Annotated in this window: 23 protein-coding genes; 13 read left to right on the top strand and 10 right to left on the bottom strand. The window is 59.0% G+C overall.

Annotated features, from left to right (window positions below; all coding sequences use genetic code 11):
• Positions 1-227: 227 nt before the first annotated feature.
• From speB to AACY52_RS25185, 4 genes are read left to right on the top strand one after another with little or no spacing between them, the layout of a single operon-like run.
• Complete coding sequence (gene speB / locus AACY52_RS25200; protein WP_049712093.1) at positions 228-1,178, top strand: agmatinase; 951 nt, start codon at positions 228-230, stop codon at positions 1,176-1,178.
• On the top strand, positions 1,178-1,600 hold the full coding sequence (locus AACY52_RS25195; protein ID WP_339416703.1) for a nuclear transport factor 2 family protein: 423 nt from the start codon (positions 1,178-1,180) through the stop codon (positions 1,598-1,600). The genes speB and AACY52_RS25195 overlap by 1 nt, the downstream gene beginning before the upstream one ends.
• 21 nt (positions 1,601-1,621) lie before the next feature.
• Complete coding sequence (locus AACY52_RS25190) at positions 1,622-3,133, top strand: cytosine permease (protein WP_339427395.1); 1,512 nt, start codon at positions 1,622-1,624, stop codon at positions 3,131-3,133.
• Between the two features lie 34 nt (positions 3,134-3,167).
• Entirely contained in the window at positions 3,168-4,550 is a 1,383-nt protein-coding gene (locus AACY52_RS25185) for a sodium:solute symporter (protein WP_339416707.1), read from the top strand.
• Positions 4,551-5,063: 513 nt separating this feature from the next.
• Here AACY52_RS25185 and AACY52_RS25180 read toward each other — a convergent pair.
• Complete coding sequence (locus AACY52_RS25180) at positions 5,064-5,186, bottom strand: PA1414 family protein (protein ID WP_003193089.1); 123 nt, start codon at positions 5,184-5,186, stop codon at positions 5,064-5,066.
• 142 nt (positions 5,187-5,328) lie between these two features.
• Complete coding sequence (locus AACY52_RS25175; protein ID WP_339416709.1) at positions 5,329-6,222, bottom strand: LysR substrate-binding domain-containing protein; 894 nt, start codon at positions 6,220-6,222, stop codon at positions 5,329-5,331.
• A 103-nt stretch (positions 6,223-6,325) separates the two neighbouring features.
• Between AACY52_RS25175 and AACY52_RS25170 the strand changes: the two genes are divergently transcribed.
• Positions 6,326-7,534 (top strand): MFS transporter, encoded by a 1,209-nt coding sequence (locus tag AACY52_RS25170; RefSeq protein WP_339416711.1) that lies wholly within the window; start codon positions 6,326-6,328, stop codon positions 7,532-7,534.
• Here AACY52_RS25170 and AACY52_RS25165 read toward each other — a convergent pair.
• From AACY52_RS25165 to AACY52_RS25155, 3 genes are all read right to left on the bottom strand, one after another.
• A complete protein-coding gene (locus AACY52_RS25165; protein ID WP_339416713.1) occupies positions 7,446-8,888 on the bottom strand; it encodes an NCS1 family nucleobase:cation symporter-1 in 1,443 nt (480 codons plus the stop codon). The two genes, AACY52_RS25170 and AACY52_RS25165, sit on opposite strands and share 89 nt — an antisense overlap.
• A 198-nt stretch (positions 8,889-9,086) precedes the next feature.
• Positions 9,087-9,485 (bottom strand): DUF2177 family protein, encoded by a 399-nt coding sequence (locus AACY52_RS25160; RefSeq protein ID WP_339416715.1) that lies wholly within the window; start codon positions 9,483-9,485, stop codon positions 9,087-9,089.
• Positions 9,486-9,537: 52 nt separating this feature from the next.
• Positions 9,538-10,374 (bottom strand): S1-like domain-containing RNA-binding protein, encoded by an 837-nt coding sequence (locus tag AACY52_RS25155; protein WP_339560918.1) that lies wholly within the window; start codon positions 10,372-10,374, stop codon positions 9,538-9,540.
• Between the two features lie 336 nt (positions 10,375-10,710).
• On the opposite strand from AACY52_RS25155, the gene AACY52_RS25150 reads away from it, so the two are divergent.
• The 3 genes from AACY52_RS25150 (at position 10,711) to AACY52_RS25140 (ending at position 12,753) form a co-directional block, all read left to right on the top strand.
• A complete protein-coding gene (locus AACY52_RS25150; RefSeq protein ID WP_003193095.1) occupies positions 10,711-10,890 on the top strand; it encodes a hypothetical protein in 180 nt (59 codons plus the stop codon).
• Positions 10,891-11,098: 208 nt separating this feature from the next.
• Positions 11,099-11,821, top strand: coding sequence for a TorF family putative porin (locus AACY52_RS25145; protein WP_339416719.1), 723 nt, complete (start codon positions 11,099-11,101; stop codon positions 11,819-11,821).
• Positions 11,822-11,886: 65 nt separating this feature from the next.
• On the top strand, positions 11,887-12,753 hold the full coding sequence (locus tag AACY52_RS25140) for a DUF6279 family lipoprotein (protein WP_339427393.1): 867 nt from the start codon (positions 11,887-11,889) through the stop codon (positions 12,751-12,753).
• 95 nt (positions 12,754-12,848) lie between these two features.
• Here AACY52_RS25140 and AACY52_RS25135 read toward each other — a convergent pair whose 3' ends face one another.
• Positions 12,849-13,238: a transcriptional regulator gene (locus AACY52_RS25135; protein WP_339560917.1), complete on the bottom strand. Its 390-nt coding sequence runs from the start codon at positions 13,236-13,238 to the stop codon at positions 12,849-12,851.
• Positions 13,239-13,394: 156 nt separating this feature from the next.
• Between AACY52_RS25135 and AACY52_RS25130 the strand changes: the two genes are divergently transcribed.
• Complete coding sequence (locus tag AACY52_RS25130) at positions 13,395-13,670, top strand: hypothetical protein (protein WP_339416725.1); 276 nt, start codon at positions 13,395-13,397, stop codon at positions 13,668-13,670.
• 50 nt (positions 13,671-13,720) lie between these two features.
• On the opposite strand, the gene AACY52_RS25125 is transcribed toward AACY52_RS25130, so the two are convergent.
• Positions 13,721-15,067, bottom strand: coding sequence for a DEAD/DEAH box helicase (locus AACY52_RS25125; protein WP_339437489.1), 1,347 nt, complete (start codon positions 15,065-15,067; stop codon positions 13,721-13,723).
• Between the two features lie 193 nt (positions 15,068-15,260).
• Between AACY52_RS25125 and AACY52_RS25120 the strand changes: the two genes are divergently transcribed.
• The gene (locus AACY52_RS25120) at positions 15,261-16,559 is read left to right on the top strand and encodes a mechanosensitive ion channel family protein (protein ID WP_339416728.1); all 1,299 of its coding nucleotides are present in this window, start codon (positions 15,261-15,263) and stop codon (positions 16,557-16,559) included.
• Between the two features lie 113 nt (positions 16,560-16,672).
• Here the strand turns inward: AACY52_RS25120 and AACY52_RS25115 are convergent, their stop codons facing one another.
• From AACY52_RS25115 to AACY52_RS25105, 3 genes are all read right to left on the bottom strand, one after another.
• Entirely contained in the window at positions 16,673-17,539 is an 867-nt protein-coding gene (locus tag AACY52_RS25115; protein WP_065873817.1) for a carboxylate/amino acid/amine transporter, read from the bottom strand.
• Between the two features lie 202 nt (positions 17,540-17,741).
• A complete protein-coding gene (locus tag AACY52_RS25110; RefSeq protein ID WP_339427390.1) occupies positions 17,742-18,341 on the bottom strand; it encodes an FMN-dependent NADH-azoreductase in 600 nt (199 codons plus the stop codon).
• 151 nt (positions 18,342-18,492) lie between these two features.
• Positions 18,493-18,807 (bottom strand): 3-phosphoglycerate kinase, encoded by a 315-nt coding sequence (locus AACY52_RS25105; RefSeq protein ID WP_339416734.1) that lies wholly within the window; start codon positions 18,805-18,807, stop codon positions 18,493-18,495.
• 49 nt (positions 18,808-18,856) lie between these two features.
• Here AACY52_RS25105 and AACY52_RS25100 point away from each other — a divergent pair, with 49 nt between their 5' ends.
• From AACY52_RS25100 to AACY52_RS25090, 3 genes are read left to right on the top strand one after another with little or no spacing between them, the layout of a single operon-like run.
• Positions 18,857-19,780 carry a LysR family transcriptional regulator gene (locus AACY52_RS25100; protein ID WP_339416736.1) on the top strand — a complete coding sequence of 308 codons (924 nt, stop codon included), beginning with the start codon at positions 18,857-18,859 and terminating at the stop codon, positions 19,778-19,780.
• A gap of 14 nt (positions 19,781-19,794) precedes the next feature.
• The gene (locus AACY52_RS25095; RefSeq protein WP_339416738.1) at positions 19,795-20,598 is read left to right on the top strand and encodes an alpha/beta hydrolase; all 804 of its coding nucleotides are present in this window, start codon (positions 19,795-19,797) and stop codon (positions 20,596-20,598) included.
• 3 nt (positions 20,599-20,601) lie between these two features.
• Complete coding sequence (locus AACY52_RS25090; protein WP_065873821.1) at positions 20,602-21,165, top strand: peptidylprolyl isomerase; 564 nt, start codon at positions 20,602-20,604, stop codon at positions 21,163-21,165.
• The last annotated feature ends 53 nt before the right edge of the window (positions 21,166-21,218 follow it).

Here is a 21,218-nt window from a genome sequence, read left to right as displayed (position 1 = left end):
ACACACAAAATCCTCTGGGAGCGGGCTTGCTCGCGAATGCGGTGGATCAGTCAAACGATCTTTGAATGACACACCGCATTCGCGAGCAAGCCCACATTTGAACCGAGTTTACCTCAGCCATTAGTTTAGAAAAATCTGAACTAAGTATTTGCCCCTGGCGATTCTTTCGTTTCCAGGGATTTCGCAGAATCGGCCCCTAATAAACAAAACAACGATGAGGCACTCCCGTGGACAAGATTTTTCACCAACCACTGGGCGGCAACGAAATGCCGCGCTTTGCCGGCATCGCCACCATGATGCGCCTTCCCCACCTGCAATCGGCCAAGGGCCTGGACGCCGCTTTTGTCGGCGTGCCGCTGGACATAGGCACCTCGCTGCGTGCCGGCACCCGTTTCGGGCCGCGTGAAATCCGCGCCGAATCGGTGATGATCCGCCCTTACAATATGGCCACCGGCGCCGCCCCGTTTGATTCGCTGTCGGTTGCCGACATCGGCGACGTGGCGATCAACACCTTCAACCTGCTCGACGCCGTGCGCATCATCGAAGAAGCCTACGACGAGATCCTCGAGCACGGCGTGATCCCGATGACGCTGGGTGGCGACCACACCATCACCCTGCCGATCCTGCGGGCGATCCATAAAAAACATGGCAAGGTCGGGCTGGTGCACATCGATGCCCACGCCGACGTCAACGACCATATGTTCGGCGAGAAGATCGCCCATGGCACCACCTTCCGCCGCGCCGTCGAAGAAGGCCTGCTCGATTGCGACCGCGTGGTGCAGATAGGCCTGCGCGCCCAGGGCTACACCGCCGAAGATTTCAACTGGAGCCGCAAACAAGGTTTCCGCGTGGTCCAGGCCGAAGAATGCTGGCACCACTCCCTCGCGCCATTAATGGCCGAAGTGCGTGAAAAAGTCGGCGGCGGCCCGGTGTACCTGAGCTTCGACATCGACGGTATCGACCCGGCCTGGGCGCCAGGCACCGGCACCCCGGAAATCGGCGGGCTGACCACGATCCAGGCCATCGAAATCATCCGTGGCTGCCAGGGCCTCGACCTGATTGGTTGCGACCTGGTAGAAGTTTCGCCGCCCTACGACACCACCGGTAACACCTCGCTGCTGGGCGCTAACCTGCTGTACGAAATGCTCTGCGTACTGCCAGGCGTGGCGCACCGCTGATGAGCACGCACGAAGTGCTGCAAGCCGCCGCCGACCTGGTAGCGGCCTTCGCTCGTAATGACCGCGCCGCGTACTTCGGCGCGTTCACGGCCGATGCCAGCTTTGTGTTCTACACCCTCCCCCAACCACTGCTCAGTCGCGATGCCTACCAGGCGCTGTGGGACAGTTGGCGCCGGGACGAGGGGTTCGAGGTGCTGTCATGCACCTCGAGCAACGCCTTTGTCAGCCAGCAGGGTGACGTGGCGATTTTCATGCATGACGTGGCCACCGAGTTGCGCATGCAAGGGGAGCAATTCTTTAGCCAGGAGCGCGAGACCATTGTCTTTAGACGGCAAGGGTCTGGCACACAACAAAAACAAGGCCTGTGGCTGGCCTGTCACGAACATTTGTCCGCTATGCCGGAAGGGCTGCCGCCCCCTTAGCCAATATGATCGGAGCTGATCATGAATAATAAAAACAACGGTAAACGTATTCGCAAGATAGAAACCAACGGGGTCGAGCAGATCCCGGACCACGAACGCACCGCCACACCCAAGGATCTGTTCCGGCTGATCTTCGGCGGAGCCAATACCTTTGCCACCGCGGTGCTGGGTTCTTTCCCGGTGCTGTTCGGCTTGTCATTTCAGGCCGGCGTCTGGGCGATTGTGCTGGGCGTGCTGGTGGGTGCGCTGATCCTGGCGCCCATGGGACTGTTCGGGCCGATCAATGGCACCAACAATGCGGTGTCTTCCGGCGCGCACTTCGGCGTGCACGGGCGGATTGTCGGCTCGTTTCTGTCGCTGCTGACGGCGATTGCCTTCTTCTCACTGTCGGTATGGAGTTCAGGCGATGCGTTGGTGGGCGGTGCAAAACGTCTGATCGGCCTGCCGGAAACCGACCTGAGCCTGGGCCTGGCCTACGGCGTGTTCGCCCTTCTCGTACTGACGGTGTGCATCTACGGCTTTCGCTTCATGTTGTGGGTCAACCGCATCGCGGTGTGGGCGGCGAGCCTGCTGTTTCTGCTGGGGATCTTCGCCTTTGCCCCGGCTTTCGACCGCCATTTTGCCGGCACCGTAGCGATGGGGCAGACCGGTTTCTGGGCGGCCTTTATCGGCGCCGCGCTGGTAGCCATGAGCAACCCGATTTCCTTCGGCGCGTTCCTCGGCGACTGGTCGCGCTACATCCCGCGTGAGACGTCGAAAATGCGCATCATGCTGGCGGTGGTCCTGGCACAGATTGCCACCTTGATCCCGTTCCTGTTCGGCCTGGCCACCGCGACCATCGTGGCGATCAAGGCGCCGGACTACATCGTGGCGAATAACTATGTCGGCGGTTTGCTGGCGGTCTCACCGACCTGGTTCTTCCTGCCGGTGTGTTTGATCGCGGTGATCGGCGGCATGTCCACCGGCACTACATCGTTGTATGGCACCGGGTTGGACATGTCCAGCGTGTTCCCGCGCCTGTTGTCGCGGGTCAAGGCCACGCTGCTGATTGGGGTGATGTCGATTGCCTTCATCTTTATCGGACGCTTCGCCGCCAACCTGGTGCAGAGCGTGTCGACCTTCGCCGTGCTGATCATCACCTGCACCACCCCGTGGATGGTGATGATGATCATGGGGCTGATTGTGCGTCGCGGCTTCTACTGCCCGGATGACCTGCAGGTGTTCACCCGTGGTGAAACCGGCGGACGCTATTGGTTCAGCCATGGGTGGAACTGGCGCGGGCTGGGGGCGTGGATTCCGAGTGCGCTGGTGGGCCTGTGCTTTGTCAACCTGCCGGGGCAGTTTGTCGGGCCGCTGGGCAACCTGGCCGATGGAATTGATATCAGCCTGCCGGTCACGCTGGGGCTGGCGTCGGTGGTGTACCTGACCTTGCTGCGTGTGTTTCCGGAACCGGCGGCTGTCTACGGCCCAACCGATCCCCGCACTAAGCGCATGGATGCGGGCGTTAAACCGGCACTGCAACCCGCCGCCTGATCCTCAAAAAAAAGATAATTGGAGACTCGCCGCCATGGCTTTGGATTTATTCGTCGTACTCATCTACGCGGCCGGCATGCTCGTGCTCGGCTATTACGGCATGCGTCGCGCCAAGACCCATGAAGACTACCTGGTGGCCGGGCGCAACCTGGGCCCGTCACTGTACATGGGCACCATGGCGGCCACGGTACTGGGCGGCGCATCGACAGTCGGCACCGTGCGCCTGGGTTATGTGCATGGCATCTCCGGCTTCTGGCTATGTGCCGCGCTGGGCATGGGCATCGTTGCGCTGAACCTGTTCCTCGCCAAGCCGCTGCTCAAGCTGAAGATCTTCACCGTCACCCAGGTCCTGGAAAAGCGCTACAACCCCATGGCGCGTCAGGCCAGTGCGGTGATCATGCTGGCGTATGCGCTGATGATCGGCGTGACCTCGATCCTGGCCATCGCCACGGTGTTGCAAGTGCTGTTCGGCCTGCCGTTCTGGATTTCGGTGCTGCTCGGCGGTGGCGTGGTGGTGGTGTATTCGACCATCGGCGGCATGTGGTCGCTGACGCTGACCGATATTGTGCAGTTCGTGATCAAGACCGTTGGCCTGATGTTTATCCTGCTTCCAATCTGCCTGTATCGCGTTGGCGGCTGGGACGAGCTGGTGGCCAAGCTGCCGGCGTCGAGCTTCAGCTTCACCGCCATCGGCTGGGACACGATCATCACCTACTTCATGATCTACTTCTTCGGCATCCTGATCGGCCAGGACATTTGGCAACGGGTGTTCACCGCGCGTGACGAAAAAGTCGCACAATACGCAGGCACCTTCGCCGGCTTCTACTGCATCCTCTACGGCCTGGCCTGTGCACTGATCGGCATGGCGGCGCAGGTGCTGATTCCGGACCTGGATAACGTCAACAACGCCTTTGCCGCGATCGTGAAAGTGTCGCTGCCCGACGGGATTCGCGGCCTGGTGATTGCCGCGGCTCTCGCGGCGATGATGTCCACGGCCAGCGCCGGTTTGTTGGCCGCCTCCACCGTCCTCACCGAAGACCTGCTGCCGCGCCTGCGTGGCGGTAAACAGTCGAGCCTGGCGATCAACCGTTTGTTCACGATGCTGACCGGTATTGCCGTGCTGGGTATCGCACTGGTAGTGAACGATGTGATCAGCGCACTGACCCTGGCCTACAACCTGCTGGTGGGCGGTATGTTGATTCCGTTGATGGGGGCGATCTTCTGGAAGCGCGCGACGACGTCGGGGGCGATTAGCTCAATGACCTTGGGGTTTGTGACGGCGCTGGTATTTATGTTCAAGGACGGGCTGGATGCGAACACGCCGATTTACTACAGCCTGGCGGTCGGGCTGGTGAGTTTTGTACTGGTGAGTTTGTTGTCGCGTAAGCCGGAGGCGGTGGTGGCTCGGGCTGTGTGATGCATAACAGAATGTAGAGCGGTTTCTTCAGCGGGTGCGACGTCGGATGTCGCACCCGTTTTTTATCCCTCAACGCTCAAGTGTGAGTTTGCTGGATGATTTCCTGGACTAAAGAGGCCCATACCAATCCATGCGTTGTTCAATTTGGGGCATCCGTCTGGTGAATCACCAAGGCACGCACGCTACGCAAATCTGCCTGCTCAATCGATAGAAACCGACGACGCTCAACCCTGTCGGAAATCACCATACCTTCGCCATCAATGCTCGACATCCCACTACCCTTGCGTCCTTGTGAAGACGAAAATAGAGAAGGACGAACCGGAAAAAGACACGGATGACAGGATAGGAAGAAGGGTCCGACGACAACCCTGGTCTCGTCAAATAATCCAGTAAAGCGGTAGGGAACAAACTGCGGCTGCGCGCGAATGACAGGGAACCGAGCACGCCCTGAAAAACACCCCATTGCACAGCGCCCGCACGATCAACGAATCGATCGCATGAGCGCTTCAGGACTTACCTGCGGCGCGGGCGGCGCTGCTCATCATCTGTGCGAATAGGCACCGGTTGTAGCGGAGGCTCGATCAAGCCCAGTGCAACACCCAGATCATGGAGCCAGTTTTGAATTTTCTCTTTCATGGTTGCCCCCCTTGAGGGTAATGCTGGTAGGCGCAAGTTCTGTCGCCTTTTCCTACATTGATAGTAGCCCTAAGTCCTACGTAATGCATGAACGAAACCACAACGAACTATTACTGAATTGATTCAAATCCTGACGGATCGTTCAAGCAATTGCACGTGCGTCTCGCAGGACCTCTGCCCTGCCCTCTTGCTGAACGTCGATCCATGCATTGAGGTTAGCGCCGAGCATACCCTTTCGCCACATCAGCCAGGTGGTCGCAGTGGCAAAAGGCCCCATCAGCGGATGAACGGACACATTTTCCTTGCCTGGAAGGCTCTCGAGCATGGACTCGGACATCAACGCCACGCCGGAGCCGGCAATCACGCAGGCGAGCATGCCTTGATAGGATTCAATCTCGATTGCCCGCCCCATGGCCACACGCTCGTGGGAAAACCAGGTTTCCAGGCGAGTGCGATAAGCGCAACTGCGGCGGAAGGTGAACACTGAACGCCCGGCCACATCCTGCGGCCCGCGCACCGGCGGGTGATCGGCCTCGCATATCAGCACCAATCGTTCCTCGCACAGGGCGACGCCGTCCAGGGACGCGATGGTGATGGAGCCGTCCACGAATGCAGCATCCAGACGACCGGTGATCAAGCCTTCGAGCAACTCACCGCTGGGCGCCGATTGCACTTGCAGGTTCACCATCGGATAAGCCTTGTGATAGCGCGCCAGCAGCTTGGGCAAGTGAACCGCTGCCGTGCTGTACATGCTGCCCAACACAAAATCTCCAGCCGGTTGCCCGCCTTGCACGGCGCCATGGGCTTCGTCGTGCAACGCCAGCAGACGGGTGCTGTAGTCGAGCAACACCTTGCCTGCCGGAGAAAGCTGCAAGCGTTGGCGTTCACGCACGAACAGCTCGACGCCGAGCTGTTCCTCCATCTGCTTGAGCCGGGTCGACAGGTTCGACGGCACCCGATGCAGACGCTCGGCGGCGCGGGTGATGGAGCCCTCTTCGGCCACGGCCTGGAAAATGCGCAATTGACTGAACTCCATACCTTTCTCCAAAACTGAACAAGTTGCTCACTATTATTCAATTTTACAGAAAGTCAATCAGCTTTAGCCTGTGGGTATTCGCTTACCCGCAGGAAATTTGACCATGTCTCCCTTGATTCGCTTACTTGCCAGCTTTGTCGCCCTGATGATGGCGATGGGCATTGGCCGCTTCGCCCTCACCCCACAAATGCCGCACCTGCTCAGTGAGGGGCAGATCGACCTGACCGGCGCCGGCCTGATCGCTGCCGCCAACTACCTGGGCTACTTCGTCGGCGCGGTGGATTCGATCTTTGCGCGCAGGCACCACCAGGTGCGCGGGCGCTTGTATGGCGGCTTATGGTTGTGTGTGTTGCTGACGCTGGCGTCGTATTGGGCTTATGGGTTCTGGCCGCACTTATTGCTGCGCTTTGGTACCGGTGTCGCGAGTGCATGGGCACTGGTGATGATCACCAGCCTCAGCCAACCATTGGCGATTGCAGCCGGGCGTCCACGCCTGGGCGCCTTGGTATTCGCCGGACCAGGGTTGGGGATACTGTTGACCGGGTTACTGGCCCTGGGCTCCAACCTGCTGGAGCAAAACTCGGCAACGTTGTGGCTGGTGTATGGCGTGGTGGCGCTGGTGATGTTGTTGGCAATCCTGCCTTTCCTGCCCAGGCCTTATGCCGATGGCCCAGCGGTTGCCAGCGGCACCGAGGTAGGCAGCAACGGCAGCATCGCGCATTTGTGCTGGATCTACGTGCTGTTCGGCCTTGGTTACATCATTCCGGCAACCTTCCTGTCGCAGATGGCCAGCGCTCAGTTCAAAGGCGCATGGCAGGCCGATCTGTTCTGGCCGTGCTTTGGCCTGGCCGCAGCGATTGGCGTGGGAGTGGCGAGCCTGCGCCGCAAGGACCCGCACACCACGCGCCGCTGGCTGATGACCACGCTGTGGCTGCAAGCGGCCGGTGTGTTCGCCTGTCTGTTCGGCAATGGCTGGGGTTTGGCGCTGGGCGTGCTGCTGTGTGGCGGGCCGTTCCTGGCCTGCATGCAGTTGGTGATGGCTCGCCTGCGGGACGTCGCGCCCCACGGCTACCAGCGCAGTACCGGGCTGCTGACCGCCAGCTTTGCCATCGGCCAACTGAGCGGCCCTTTGCTGGCATCGGTCAGCAGCCACCTCAGCGGCGGGTTGCAACCCGCGCTGGCGATTGCCGGCGCGGGCCTTTTAATAGCGGGCTCGGTACTGCTCAGCCGACAACCAGCGGCCCAGGCACACGAATCTGCTCACGCCGAGCCAACACCAGGAAAAACAGCCCACCCAGGAAGCAGCCGGTAAACCAAGCGAAGTTGGCCATAACCTGCAACGCCGGAGTAAAGGTGATCGCGACACCCACCAGCGTCGCCGGCACCAGCGCCTTGACCGCCGTCCAGTTCACGCCACCGTCGAAGTAGTAGCGCCCGCTGGGGCTGTCATCAAACAGTGCATCCACGTCGATCTTCTGTTTTTTGATCAGGTAGAAATCTACCATCAGAATCCCGAACAGTGGTCCGATAAAGGCGGCGAGGATATCCAGGGTGTAGTGGATCATCAGCGGGTTATTGAACAGGTTCCACGGCGTGATAAAGATCGACGCCACCGCGGCGATCATCCCTCCCGCACGCCAACTGATTTTGCTCGGCGCGACGTTGGCGAAGTCAAACGCCGGGGAAACGAAGTTGGCGACAATATTGATGCCAATGGTCGCGGTGACAAAGGCAAAGGCACCGAGCAACACCGCCATGCTGTTATCGATGCGCGAAACCGTGGCAATCGGGTCATGCAGCATTTCGCCGAACACCGGCAAGGTGCCCGAGACGATCACCACGGTGACCAGGGAAAACGCCAGGAAATTCACCGGCAGCCCCCAGAAGTTGCCGCGTCGTACGTCCTGCATGCTGCGGCAGTAGCGGCTGAAGTCACCGAAATTCAGGGTTGGCCCGGAGAAGTACGACACCACCAGCGCGGTGGCCACGATCACCTGGCCAAACGCCTGCCAACCCGACAGGGATTTCTCTGACAGCGTGAAGCTGATATTCGACCAACCCGCCTTCCACACGATCCAGCCGGCCAGGGCAAACATCACCGCATACACCACCGGCCCCGCCCAATCGATAAAGCGGCGAATAGACTCCATACCAGCCCAGAACACGGCCGCCTGCAGCAGCCACAGACTCAGGAAACCAAACCAGCCAAGGTAGGACAGGCCTGCAAAATGCGGTTCGGCATACACCGCCATCTGTGGGAAGAAGCGCAGCACCACAATGATCAACGCACTTGATGCCAAATACGTCTGGATCCCGTACCAGGCCACGGCGATAAAGCCACGAATCACAGCAGGGATATTCGCACCGAACACGCCGAACGCCAGCCGACAAATCACGGGGTAAGGCACAGCGGCCTGCTGGCTCGGCTTAGCCACCAGGTTGGCGATCAACTGCACAATGCAAATACCGGCGAGCAAGGCGATCAACACCTGCCAACTGGCCAGCCCCAGGGCGAATAGGCTGGCGGCGAACACATAGCCGCCAACGCTGTGCACGTCGCTCATCCAGAAGGCGAATATGTTGTACCAGGTCCACTTTTGCGGCAGTGGGCCCAAGTCCTTGTTATACAGGCGCGGGCTGTAGCCTTTGGGCAATTGTTCGGTCATCGCTGGGCTCCTCGAAATACCGGCCTGCGCTTCCGTCACGGGGTGCATACGGGAGGCGGTATGGTTTGTATACGAGACAGTCAGCAGAATGCGTGCCAATTGAGCGCAATCCCTTTGATACGGTGTTCCAAAGCGATTGATACAGGTCTAGAAGCAGGGACTACGCTCAGCTACGGTGCACATCAATCCTGTACACAATCAACGGTGCACTCGATGTGCACACAAGTAGCCCACCGTACAGCACGCCGCAGTCAGAAAGGTGCCCCAGGCCATGTCCATGATTGCCAACTGCGCGGACCAACCTTGCAGCGTGGCCCAGTTGCTCAGGTCATAGGTGCCGTAGGCAACCAGCCCAAGCAAGGCTCCAAGGCGGGCGGCGCGTTGCCAACGGGTGCTGGGCAAGACCACGAACACTACGCAACCCAGTACATAAAGGAGATAGAAGAATGTCGCGGGCAACAGGCGGGGCTGATCCAGCATCAGTGGACCCAGCAGGGATTTGTAGGTGGGTCCCATGAGGACGCCAAGCCAGAGGCCGTCCAGGATCAGGAACGCGAGCAGAGTGCCGAGGTAGGCGAAGAGCGTTTTCTTGGTCATTGATGAAACCTCTGTAGGCACCGGACGGCGCCTACAGAAGAGCAAAGTGCGATCAGCTTAGTTCAATGCGATCCGCGTGAATCATGATCTGGCCCTGCTTATACAGCGCACCAATGGCTTTCTTGAAGTTGCCCTTGCTCACGCCGAACACGTTACTGATGACCGTCGGGTCGCTTTTGTCGCTGACCGGCAAGGTGCCGTTGTTTTCACGCAACTTGGCGAGGATCTTCGCGTTCAGGCTGGAGGCTGCTTCCTGGCCGACCGGTTGCAGGCTCAGGCTGATATTGCCGTCAGCGCGGATCTCTTTGATAAAGCCCTTTTCTTCCTTGCCCGGGCGCAGGAACTTGAACACTTCGTTCTTGTGGATCAGGCCCCAATGCTTGTTGTTGATGATCGCCTTGAAACCCATATCAGTGGCTTCAGCCACCAGCAGGTCGACTTCCTGGCCCACCTGGTAGTTCGCCGGCGTTTTGTCCAGGTAACGATCCAGGCGTGCAGTGGCGGTGATGCGCTTGGTGTGTTTGTCGAGATAAACGTGCACCACGCAGTATTCACCTGCGGTCATCTGGCGTTTTTCTTCCGAGTACGGCAGCAACAGATCCTTGGGCAAGCCCCAGTCAAGGAACACGCCAATACTGTTGACTTCCACCACTTTCAAACTGGCGAATTCGCCCACTTGAACTTTTGGTTTTTCAGTGGTGGCGATGAGTTTGTCATCGCTGTCCAGATAGATGAAAACGTTAAGCCAGTCTTCATCTTCGCTGGGAATATCTTTAGGGATATACCGATTAGGCAAGAGGATTTCACCGTCTTGCGCACCATCCAGGTACAAACCGAAGTTAGTGTGTTTTACCACTTGCAAGCTGTTGTAGCGCCCGACTAAAGCCATGTCCAAATACCCTCATTGCGTGAGCGGCATTCTACCCGAGTTGGACCCGCCACGCGCGGGCGCCTGAAAAAACGCGGGCTGACGTGGCCTAGCAATAGCACCACCCAACGCACAGCCCCCGCTCGTCCGATCAACCGGCTGGTTTTTCCAAGCCGCCAACCGTCGTCCACCCCATGGTTTCGAATTAAAACAATAAGTTAGGGGGTTTATTTCAACAATGAAACTTTACCATTTCCGGCCGCAGCACTTATTCCCGGGAGATATTTACCAAGCAATTGTCAAGTATTTCCTGTACGATGCCTGGCCAAGTTAATTTTCTACAGGTTAGTGGCCGCCATGCGTGTAAAAGCATCCAACAGCAAAGCAAAGCCAGCTCCAGCCGTTGAAACCAGCGAATCGATCAACAGCCAGATCGCTGCGTTCCTTAAGTCCGGCGGCGAAATCCAGCAAATTGCCAAAGGCGTGAGCGGCCAGACTTTCGGCCCATCCAAGCAGATCAGCTTGGGTAAAAAGTAATACTGTGCAACACGCCTGGTCCCTAAGCGTCTTGCCCTCAAGGCGCTAGGACTAGAGTTCGAAATACCCTCTCCAATCATCCACATATTTGCATGAATCGACGAACGGGCCTCACCTGCCGGCATTCGCCGGTATGCTTGCACGCGTCTAGCGCGGGCATCTGCCCGATGTCCTTCGTCACTGCTCCTCGCTTTTCATGGTGTGAAGCATGCTCAAATCCTGTATTTTCCTGGTCGCAGCCCTGCTGGCCAGCCCCTTCGCCGAAGCGCAAATCTTTCAGCGCGAATTTGGCGATTTCGATTTGAAATTGGGCACCACTCCCAGCCGCAGCATGGCGCAGGGCTTGGTCAAGCCGACGTCGCCTGGCAGCGACTCGTTCCATGGCGGGTTGGACCTGAGCCACGACAGCGGCCTGTACTTCGGCCAGTTTTCCCCAAATATGGGCTTGTCCTCAGCCAGCACCCTCGAAGTCGATTCCTACATGGGTTTCAAACACCCCTTCGACCAGACCTTAGGCTACGAAGTGGGCTTGATCCATTACAGCTACCCCAAGCTCAGCCCCCTCGACAGCCAGGAGTTCTACGGCGGCCTGAACCTGCTGGGCAATCGCTTTGGCGCCTCCTTCAGCAACGACCCGGACCGCCAAGACAGCACCCTATTTGCCGACCTCGGCGGCACCCAGCCTTTCGGCATTGGGGTCAGCATGAAATACACCACTCATCAGTTGGGCACTCCAGTCTCGGTGGACGGCGGCTCCATCCGCGCCTTCAGTGACTGGTCGGTGCAGTTCTCGCGGGACTGGATGGGCGTTGACCTGAACCTGATCTACAGCGACTCCAGCCTGAGCGGCGGGGATTGCTCGGCGTATTCCGGACATAATTCGCAATGCGATGGTCTGTTGACGTTGAAGGCTGCGCGGACGTTCTATTAATGGGCTGAACTGTCGCGCCCAGCGCGGGTTCACATGTGACACCCCATTCCGCGAAGGACCCGCCCATGCTGCGTCGGCTCAAATTACTGGTGGTATTACTGACCGTGAGCCTGATGCTCGCCGGCTGCAATCGTGTGGGCCTGGCCTACCGCAACCTGGACGTGATCATCCCCTGGACCCTCAACGATTATCTGGACATGAACGCCGGGCAAAAGAGCTGGTTCAACGACAGACTCAAGGAACACCTGGCCTGGCACTGCACCACGCAACTGCCGGTTTATCTGGATTGGCTGGATCGCCTGCAACAGATGGTCGACAACAATCAAGTCACCGAAGCCGCACTACAGTCCAGAACTGTCGAGGCCAAACAGGCTATTGACGAGATCGCCCGTGAGATCACGCCATCAGCCATCGAACTGCTCAAGGGCCTGGACGATCAGCAGGTCAGGGAAATGAACGAGGCATTGGCCAAGGATCTACGCAAGCGCCGGGATGAATACATCAAGCCGCCCCTCGCCCAGCAGATCAAAGAGCGCGCCGAGCGTATGAGCAAGCGCCTGGATGCGTGGATCGGCCCGCTCAGCACCCGTCAGCAAAGTCGCGTAACGGCCTGGTCGCTCGCTTTGGGAGACCAGAACACGGGATGGATCGGCAACCGTGCGCAGTGGCAGGCTCAATTCATCGACGCCGTGCAACACCGCGGTAGCGCCGACTTTCCGCAGAAAATGCAGCAGCTGCTGGTGGATCGGGAAAGTTTGTGGACCCCGCAATACCGCGCCGCTTATGCCCAGACAGAAGCGGCAGCGCGCAGTCTGTTGGTCGACCTGATGGGTGACAGTAGTGCGCAACAACGCTTGAAGCTGACGCAGAAGATTGATGGGGTGCGCAGCGAATTCAAGGCACTCAAATGCCTGAAGGCCGCCACACATTGACAATGTGGGAGCAGGCTTGCCCGCGATAGCGGTGGGTCAGTAACGATTATATCGACTGACACGCTGTCACCGCGGGCAAGCTCCCACAGGGGAGCTCAGGCAATCTGAGCTTTTGAAGCCACTTCGGCAAACGTCGCCGGATCCAGCGCATCCGCCTGCTCATCCAACACCTGACGCGGGTGATCGTTGCCCGGGATCGAACTGTCGATCAGTGCCAGCAGCTGCGCACCGAGTGCAGTCAGGATGAAATTCTCGCCATTACCGCCCTCTTCCTCAGGGCGCAATTCAATAAAGCCACGCTTGAACAGCAGCGCCTCATAATCGGCAGCAGTCCTTTTCAGCGCATCCAGGTTGCCGGTCGAGTCGCCCGCCGTTGCCTTCTCGGCTGCTTCCTGCTCGGCATACTTGCGCGGCGCGAAGCTGCCCTCGCCGTTCTGCACTTCATGCAACAGCCGTTCGATCAGATCCCAGTTGTAAGTCGTCATCCTGATTCCTCCTGCAGGCTTAAGGAAAAGTAGCCCGTCTTGAGGTGTGACCCGTCACGTCAGCCGCCGTTCAGCCAAATAGACGGCGGGCCATTTCTCTGAACTTTCCAGACGTTCGCGCCCTCAACAGCACATAACCGCCAAGGAGGTCTCTCCATGAAAACCCTGAAAAACCTGGCTATCGCCGCCACGCTGCTGACTGCTCTGCCAACCTGGGCTTGCACACCAGACGAGGCCACGGCCAAGCGAGAACAACTGGCCCAGGAAGTGGCCAAACTGACCGAACAGAACCCGACCAAGGCCAAGGAGATAAACGACGAGCTGCAGAAGATGGATCTGGATACCGAAAGCGCCGAGTTTCCTGACAAGTGCCAGTTGATCGACGCCCGGTTCAAGGAGCTCAAGGAAGCAGCCGCCAAAGCCAAAAGCTGAAGGCATAAAAAAACCGGACAAATGTCCGGTTTTTTTCCATCACTCAAGCCTTACTCAGCAGCCGGTGCTTCCGGCTTGCGGCGCTTAAGTGGCGCCATGCCATCCTTGCTCACGAGCGACAGGTTGTCGGTCTTCGGCCGGTTGGCGATCTTGCGCTTGGTCGGCGACTTGGCGCCGGTTTTCTTCTTGTCGCTCTTGGCGTCGGTCTTTTTCTTCTTCACGCCAACCGCCTTGCCCGACGCCTTGACCTTCTTCGGCCCGGTGTAGGTGCCTTTGACTTCCTTGATGGTGCGACGCTCGAACGACTGCTTGAGGTAGCGCTCGATGCTCGACATCAGGTTCCAGTCGCCGTGGCAGATCAGCGAAATGGCCAAGCCATCGTTGCCGGCACGCCCGGTACGGCCGATACGGTGCACGTATTCGTCGCCGCTGCGCGGCATGTCGAAGTTGATCACCAAGTCCAGGCCGTCCACGTCCAGGCCGCGCGCGGCAACGTCAGTGGCAACCAGAATCTTCACGCCGCCAGCCTTGAGGCGGTCGATGGCGAGTTTGCGGTCCTTCTGGTCTTTGTCACCGTGCAGCACGAACGCCTTGTATTCCTGGGCCACCAGGCGACCATAGATGCGGTCGGCCGCAGCGCGGGTATTGGTGAACACGATGGCTTTCTGATAAGTCTCGTTGGCCAGCAGCCAGTTGAGAATCTGCTCTTTGTGCACATTGTGGTCGGCAGTGACGATCTGCTGACGCGTGGTCGCGTTCAGGTCGCTGACGTTGTTGACCTGCAGGTGCTCAGGGTTGTTGAGGATCTTGGCGACCATTTCACGCAGGGTCGAACCGCCGGTGGTGGCGGAGAACAGCATGGTCTGCTGGCGGTTGACGCACTCGGCTACCAGGCGCTGCACGTCGTCGGCAAAGCCCATGTCGAGCATGCGGTCGGCTTCGTCCAATACCAGCACTTCAACTTCCTTGAGGTCAAGGTTGCCGGCGTTGAGTTGCTCGATCATGCGGCCAGGGGTGCCGATCAGGATATCCGGCACCTTGCGCAGCATGGCGGCCTGGACCTTGAAGTCTTCGCCGCCGGTGATCAGCCCGGACTTGATGAACGTGAACTGCGAGAAGCGCTCCACTTCCTTCAAGGTCTGCTGGGCCAGCTCGCGGGTCGGCAGCAGGATCAGGGTCTTGATGCTGACGCGGACTTTGGCCGGGCCAATCAAACGATGCAGAATCGGCAGGACGAAAGCGGCGGTCTTGCCACTCCCGGTTTGAGCAGTCACCCGCAGGTCACGCCCTTCGAGCGCGAGCGGGATGGCCGCTGCTTGCACCGGCGTAGGCTCGACAAATTTAAGCTCGGCCACGGCTTTGAGCAGGCGTTCGTGCAGGGCGAATTGGGAAAACACGGGTGCTACCTCGAAGAAATACAAAAAAACAGCTGCATAGGTTACCGGTTTCGGGCGTCCAAACCGAGTTTCTTTACGCGAACGGTACTAATCATCTGCTTTTTTGTCAGGGCATTTGTCCATGACGTCAACTTTGTCGCACTTAAATGCTCTAATCGCTCCGTCTTGTCTTACAGAAGAATCGGTCTCATCCATGGATATCAAACAGCTTTGGATCAACGTCCAAGACCTTTGGGGCACCCTCGATCAACACCCATTGCTCCATGCCAGCCTCGGGCTGCTGGTGTTGCTGGTCGTGGCGCTGCTGCTTGGACGTGTAGCGCGTTATCTCATTCTCCACGCCGTCAAATTGCTCGGCCGGCAACCGGCCCTGCACTGGGTCAACGATCTGCGGCACAACAAAGTCTTTCATCGCCTGGCCCAAATGACGCCATCGCTGATGATCCAGTTCGGCCTGTACCTGGTGCCGGACCTGAGCAAGACCGCTATTCTGTTTATCGGCAACGTGGCCCTGTCGCTCACCATTCTGTTCCTGGTACTGGCCATGAGCGCACTGCTCAACGCCTTACTGGACATCTACGCACGCACCGAACACGCACGCACCCGTTCGATCAAGGGCTATGTGCAGTTAGCGAAGATGGTGTTGTTCGTGTTTGGCGCGATCATTATTGTCGCCACCCTGATCGACCGTTCGCCGCTGTTGCTGCTCTCAGGCCTGGGTGCGATGTCGGCGGTGATCCTGTTGGTTTACAAGGACACCTTGCTGTCGTTCGTCGCCAGCGTACAACTGACCAGCAACGACATGTTGCGGGTCGGTGACTGGATCGAAATGCCCCAGGTCGGCGCCGACGGCGATGTGGTGGACATCACCTTGCACACAGTCAAGGTGCAGAACTTCGACAAGACCATCGTCTCCATTCCCACCTGGCGCCTGATGTCCGAGTCGTTCAAGAACTGGCGCGGGATGCAGGCCTCTGGCGGGCGCCGCATCAAGCGCTGCCTGTATATCGACGCCAGCGGTGTGCGCTTCCTGCGTGACGATGAAGAACTGCGCATGACCCAGGTGCACCTGCTCACCGACTACATCGGGCGCAAGCAGGCTGAACTCAAGGCCTGGAACGAAGCTCAGGGGAACAGCGCGCAATTGTCGGCAAACCTGCGCCGAATGACCAACCTCGGCACCTTCCGCGCTTACGCCCTGGCGTACCTGAAAAGCCACCCGGACATCCAGCCGAACATGACCTGTATGGTGCGCCAGATGCAAACCACCGCCCAGGGCGTGCCGCTAGAAATCTACTGCTTTACCCGCACCACAGCATGGGCGGATTACGAGCGGATCCAGGGGGATATCTTTGATTACCTGCTGGCGGTATTGCCGGAGTTTGGCTTGAGCTTGTATCAGCAGCCGAGTGGCAATGATCTGCGCGCAGGGATGTTGCCGGCGGTGCTCGGGGCCAGTCATTTGCCGGCCCCGGAAAAAATATCGATTTAACGACGCGGCCTATTGTGGGAGCGAGCTTGCTCGCGAAGGTGATGAGTCAGCAAAACAAAAGAGGTGCTGATTGACATACCGCATTCGCGAGCAGGCCCGCTCCCACAAGGGGTTCAGCGTAACAATGGCGCCTTTCGCACACCCAACCGACTGATCCACACCGCCCCCAGAATCACCAACCCACCCAAGGCCAAGCGGCCCAGCGGTTCGTGCTGGTTCCAGATCAGCAGGTTCAGCAGCAGCCCCACCGGCACATGCAGATTGTTCATCACCGCCAAGGTGCCGCCATGGACCAGGCAGGCGCCTTTGTTCCACCAATACATCCCCAGGGCGGTGCTGACCAGTCCAAGAAACACCAGCACGCCCCATTGCAGCGGTGCTTCCGGCAGAAAGTTCGACTTGCCGAACAGCAGGAACGCCGGCAACACCACCAGCAACGCGCCCACGTAAAAGTAACCAAAGCGTCGGTAGTGCGGCAAATCACTGGGATAACGAGCGACCAAGTGCTTGTACATCACCTGCCCGGCGGCGTAGGTGAAGTTGGCCAGTTGCAACAGCAGGAAGCCCCCAAGGAAGTGCGGGGTGATCTGGTCGAAACGGATCACCGCCGCGCCGGCTACCGCCACCAACGCGGCGATCAACGCCCAGGGGTTGAAACGGCGGTTGAGGGCATCTTCGATAAGGGTCACGTGCAGCGGCGTGAGAATGGTGAACAGCAGCACCTCCGGCACCGTGAGCACGCGAAAGCTCAGGTACAGGCACACGTAGGTCACGCCAAACTGCAGCGCGCCAATCACCAGCATGCCGCGCATGAAGGCTGGCTCCACCGAACGCCAGCGCGTCAGCGGGATAAATATCAGCCCGGCCAGCAACACGCGCACCAGCACGGCAAAGTAGCTGTCGACGTGACCGGCGAGGTATTCGCCGATCAAGCTGAAGGAAAATGCCTGAATCAGAGTGACAACCAGTAGATAGCCCATGCGCGCCTCGTTTCGAATGGGCGGGACATTAAAGGTTTTCGACGATTGAAGAAACTCGGGGCAAAAAAAACCCGACCTCGCTAATGCGTCAGTCGGGCAGGAGCACTCAGGAGCAAAAAGTGCAAAGGGAGGTTCGATACGCGTACTTGAAGGGTTGCGTGGAGCTAGATAAACATCGAGGGATTATCTGGCGATTAAACGATCAGGCGACCTGTGCCAGCAGCGCCTTGGCGTGGTTAATGCCTTTTTCCTGGAAGTCCCCACTCAGGTTCACCCCTTCGGCGTGAATGAAGGTGACGTCGTGAATCCCGATGAATGCCATAACCTGACGCAGGTAGGGTTCCTGGTGATCGGAGGTGGCACCCGTGTGGATGCCGCCGCGCGCGGTGAGCACGATGGCGCGCTTGCCGGCCAGCAAACCCTGAGGGCCGGTGGCGGTGTATTTGAAGGTCACACCCGCACGCAACACGTGATCCAGCCAGGCCTTGAGGGTGCTGGGGATGGCAAAGTTGTACATCGGTGCAGCCATCACCAATACGTCGGCCGCCAGCAGTTCGTTGGTCAATTCGTCGGAGCGCTCCAGGGACGCCTGCTCGTTGCCGTTGCGTTGATCCGCAGGTTTCATCCAGCCGCCGAGCAAGTTGGCGTCCAGGTGCGGGACCGGGTTGAGGGCCACGTCACGCACAGTGATCTGATCCGCCGAGTGGGCGGCCTGCCATTGGCTGATGAACTGCCGGGTGAGTTGGCGGGAAATCGAATCCTGCTGGCGGGCGCTGCTTTCGATGATCAGAACATTGGACATGGCTTTGTAGGCTCCATCTGTAATTGCTGTAATTCGATGGAGTGAAGATTAAACAGAGCCAATTCGATTAAAAAGCGCAAAAAACTGCTATAACCCATCTATAAATCTGCTTATAAACGGAGTATCGCTGTCGGCATGCTCCGCTCTCGGGTTACTTCGGCGCGCAAGCCAAGGCGATGCGCATCTTGATAATGGCGCGGTTGAACTTGGCCGTGGTGTTCGTGCTTTTTCCCGCCGGCACCGTGACCGTACGGCGACGCGGTGATTCCGGGCCGTTGGTGAAGGTTACCGAGCATACGGCGTCAATCGTGCCGTAGTTATTGAGCTGGATCGAACTGATATCGCCGTCCACATCGTAGGTGGTGTAATCGATACTGACGCCGTCGATCTTTTTTTTGACGTCGATGGGGTAGGCAAATGCGCTCATCGGCAGCAGCGCCAGCAACACACAACAGAATTTTCTCATTCGGCAGTCTCCAATAAGGGCTGTCAGCTTAGGACAAGAGGAACCCATCTTGAAAGCGCCCCGCGTTACCCTCGATCAGTGGCGCACGTTGCAAGCCGTGGTCGACCATGGCGGCTTCGCCCAGGCGGCCGAAGCGCTGCACCGTTCGCAGTCTTCGGTGAGCTACACCGTGGCCCGCATGCAAGACCAGCTCGGTGTACCGCTGCTGCGCATTGATGGGCGCAAGGCGGTGCTCACCGACGCCGGTGAAGTGCTGTTGCGCCGCTCCCGGCAACTGGTGAAAAACGCCAGCCAGCTGGAAGACCTCGCGCACCATATGGAGCAGGGCTGGGAAGCCGAGGTCCGTCTGGTGGTGGACGCGGCCTATCCGAACGCGCGCCTTGTACGCGCCCTCTCCGCCTTCATGCCGCAGAGCCGTGGTTGCCGCGTGCGCCTGCGTGAGGAGGTGCTGTCGGGCGTTGAAGAGCTGCTGATTGAAGGCGTGGCCGACCTGGCGATTTGCGGCTTTAGCATCCCCGGCTACCTGGGCACGGAAATGAGCGATGTGGAATTTGTCGCCGTGGCCCACCCCGAGCACACCCTGCACCGCATGAATCGCGAACTGAGTTTCCAGGACCTGGAAAGCCAGATGCAGGTGGTGATCCGCGACTCCGGTCGCCAGCAACCGCGCGATGTGGGCTGGCTCGGCGCCGAACAGCGCTGGACCGTCGGCAGCCTGGCCACCGCCGCCGCCTTTGTGGGCAGCGGCCTGGGCTTTGCCTGGTTGCCTCGGCATATGATCGAACGTGAACTCACCGAAGGCGTGCTCAAGCAGCTACCCTTGGAACAAGGTGGCAGCCGCCACCCCACGTTCTACCTGTATTCCAACAAAGACAAACCCTTGGGGCCGGCGACGCAGATCCTCGTGGAACTGCTGCGCGCCTTTGACACGGCACCCCTGGACGCGCCTTTCGCCGCCCCCCGGCAAGCCTGAAACGGAGTTCATGCATGGCCTGGTTCGACCACGAAGGATGCAGCCTGCACTACGAAGAATACGGCCACGGCACCCCGCTGATCCTGATCCACGGCCTGGGCTCAAGTTGCCAGGATTGGGAGCTGCAGATTCCGGTGCTGGCCAAACATTACCGCCTGCTCGTGGTGGATGTGCGCGGTCACGGGCGCTCGGATAAACCGCACGAACGCTACAGCATCCAGGGCTTCACCTTTGATCTGCTCGCGCTGATCGAACACCTGGACCTGCCGCCCGCCCATGTGGTGGGTTTATCCATGGGCGGCATGATTGCCTTCCAACTGGCGGTGGATGAACCGGCGCGGGTCAAGAGCCTGTGCATCGTCAACAGCGCGCCGGAGGTGAAGGTACGCAGCGCCGATGATTACTGGCAGTGGGCCAAGCGCTGGAGCCTGGCGCGCGTGTTCAGCCTCGCCACTATCGGCAAGGCGCTGGGCGACCGCTTGTTTCCCAACCCGCACCAGGCCGACCTGCGCCGCAAGATGGCCGAACGCTGGGCAAAAAACGACAAACGTGCTTATCTCGCCAGCTTCGATGCGATTGTAGGCTGGGGTGTGCAGGAACGCCTTTCGAGGATTGCCTGTCCAACCCTGGTCATCAGCGCCGACCACGACTACACCCCCGTGGCGCAAAAAGAAAACTATGTAAAACTGCTGCCCGATGCGCGACTGGTGGTGATCAGAGATTCCCGCCATGCCACGCCCTTAGATCAACCTGAAGTCTTTAACGCCACGCTGCTCGATTTTATAAAGACAGTCGAAACCACTACCCAGGATCATTGACCCATGCTGAAAAAAATCGCCTTTCTTGCCGGTTCTGTTTTGTTCGCTGCCAACCTGATGGCGGCCGAACCCGCCAAGGCGCCTCACGTACTGATCACCACCACCAACGGCGACATTGAAATCGAACTGGACCCGGTCAAGGCCCCGATCAGCACCAAGAATTTCCTGGCCTATGTCGACAAGGGCTTCTACAACAACACGATTTTCCACCGTGTGATCCCGGGCTTCATGGTCCAGGGCGGTGGGTTCACCCAATCGATGTCGCAAAAGCCAACCGAAGCGCCGATCAAGAACGAAGCCAGCAATGGCCTGCATAACGTACGTGGCACCTTGTCCATGGCGCGCACCAGTGATCCGGATTCGGCCACCAGCCAGTTCTTCATCAATGTGGCCGACAACGCTTTCCTCGACCCAGGCCGTGATCGCGGTTATGCCGTATTCGCCAAAGTGGTCAAGGGCATGGACGTGGTCGACGTGATCGTCAATTCGCAGACCACCACCAAGCAAGGCATGCAGAACGTGCCTATCGATCCTGTCTACATCAAGTCGGCCAAGCGCATCGACTGAGGTCTGCAGGAAGCTCCGTGCGCAGCCCACAAGGCTGCGCGCGCATTTGAACA

The organism is Pseudomonas sp. EA_65y_Pfl1_P113, assembly GCF_963970525.1.
GTDB lineage: Bacteria > Pseudomonadota > Gammaproteobacteria > Pseudomonadales > Pseudomonadaceae > Aquipseudomonas > Aquipseudomonas tritici.
This window is presented reverse-complemented; position numbering and strand designations above follow the sequence as displayed.

Coding starts and splice junctions, on each gene's coding strand:
- AACY52_RS25195 (WP_339416703.1), top strand. CDS start 1,178: ATGAGCACGCACGAAGTGCTGCAAGCCGCCGCCGACCTGGTAGCGGCC.
- AACY52_RS25190 (WP_339427395.1), top strand. CDS start 1,622: ATGAATAATAAAAACAACGGTAAACGTATTCGCAAGATAGAAACCAAC.
- AACY52_RS25185 (WP_339416707.1), top strand. CDS start 3,168: ATGGCTTTGGATTTATTCGTCGTACTCATCTACGCGGCCGGCATGCTC.
- AACY52_RS25180 (WP_003193089.1), bottom strand. CDS start 5,186: ATGAAAGAGAAAATTCAAAACTGGCTCCATGATCTGGGTGTTGCACTG.
- AACY52_RS25175 (WP_339416709.1), bottom strand. CDS start 6,222: ATGGAGTTCAGTCAATTGCGCATTTTCCAGGCCGTGGCCGAAGAGGGC.
- AACY52_RS25170 (WP_339416711.1), top strand. CDS start 6,326: ATGTCTCCCTTGATTCGCTTACTTGCCAGCTTTGTCGCCCTGATGATG.
- AACY52_RS25165 (WP_339416713.1), bottom strand. CDS start 8,888: ATGACCGAACAATTGCCCAAAGGCTACAGCCCGCGCCTGTATAACAAG.
- AACY52_RS25160 (WP_339416715.1), bottom strand. CDS start 9,485: ATGACCAAGAAAACGCTCTTCGCCTACCTCGGCACTCTGCTCGCGTTC.
- AACY52_RS25155 (WP_339560918.1), bottom strand. CDS start 10,374: ATGGCTTTAGTCGGGCGCTACAACAGCTTGCAAGTGGTAAAACACACT.
- AACY52_RS25150 (WP_003193095.1), top strand. CDS start 10,711: ATGCGTGTAAAAGCATCCAACAGCAAAGCAAAGCCAGCTCCAGCCGTT.
- AACY52_RS25145 (WP_339416719.1), top strand. CDS start 11,099: ATGCTCAAATCCTGTATTTTCCTGGTCGCAGCCCTGCTGGCCAGCCCC.
- AACY52_RS25140 (WP_339427393.1), top strand. CDS start 11,887: ATGCTGCGTCGGCTCAAATTACTGGTGGTATTACTGACCGTGAGCCTG.
- AACY52_RS25135 (WP_339560917.1), bottom strand. CDS start 13,238: ATGACGACTTACAACTGGGATCTGATCGAACGGCTGTTGCATGAAGTG.
- AACY52_RS25130 (WP_339416725.1), top strand. CDS start 13,395: ATGAAAACCCTGAAAAACCTGGCTATCGCCGCCACGCTGCTGACTGCT.
- AACY52_RS25120 (WP_339416728.1), top strand. CDS start 15,261: ATGGATATCAAACAGCTTTGGATCAACGTCCAAGACCTTTGGGGCACC.
- AACY52_RS25115 (WP_065873817.1), bottom strand. CDS start 17,539: ATGGGCTATCTACTGGTTGTCACTCTGATTCAGGCATTTTCCTTCAGC.
- AACY52_RS25110 (WP_339427390.1), bottom strand. CDS start 18,341: ATGTCCAATGTTCTGATCATCGAAAGCAGCGCCCGCCAGCAGGATTCG.
- AACY52_RS25105 (WP_339416734.1), bottom strand. CDS start 18,807: ATGAGAAAATTCTGTTGTGTGTTGCTGGCGCTGCTGCCGATGAGCGCA.
- AACY52_RS25095 (WP_339416738.1), top strand. CDS start 19,795: ATGGCCTGGTTCGACCACGAAGGATGCAGCCTGCACTACGAAGAATAC.
- AACY52_RS25090 (WP_065873821.1), top strand. CDS start 20,602: ATGCTGAAAAAAATCGCCTTTCTTGCCGGTTCTGTTTTGTTCGCTGCC.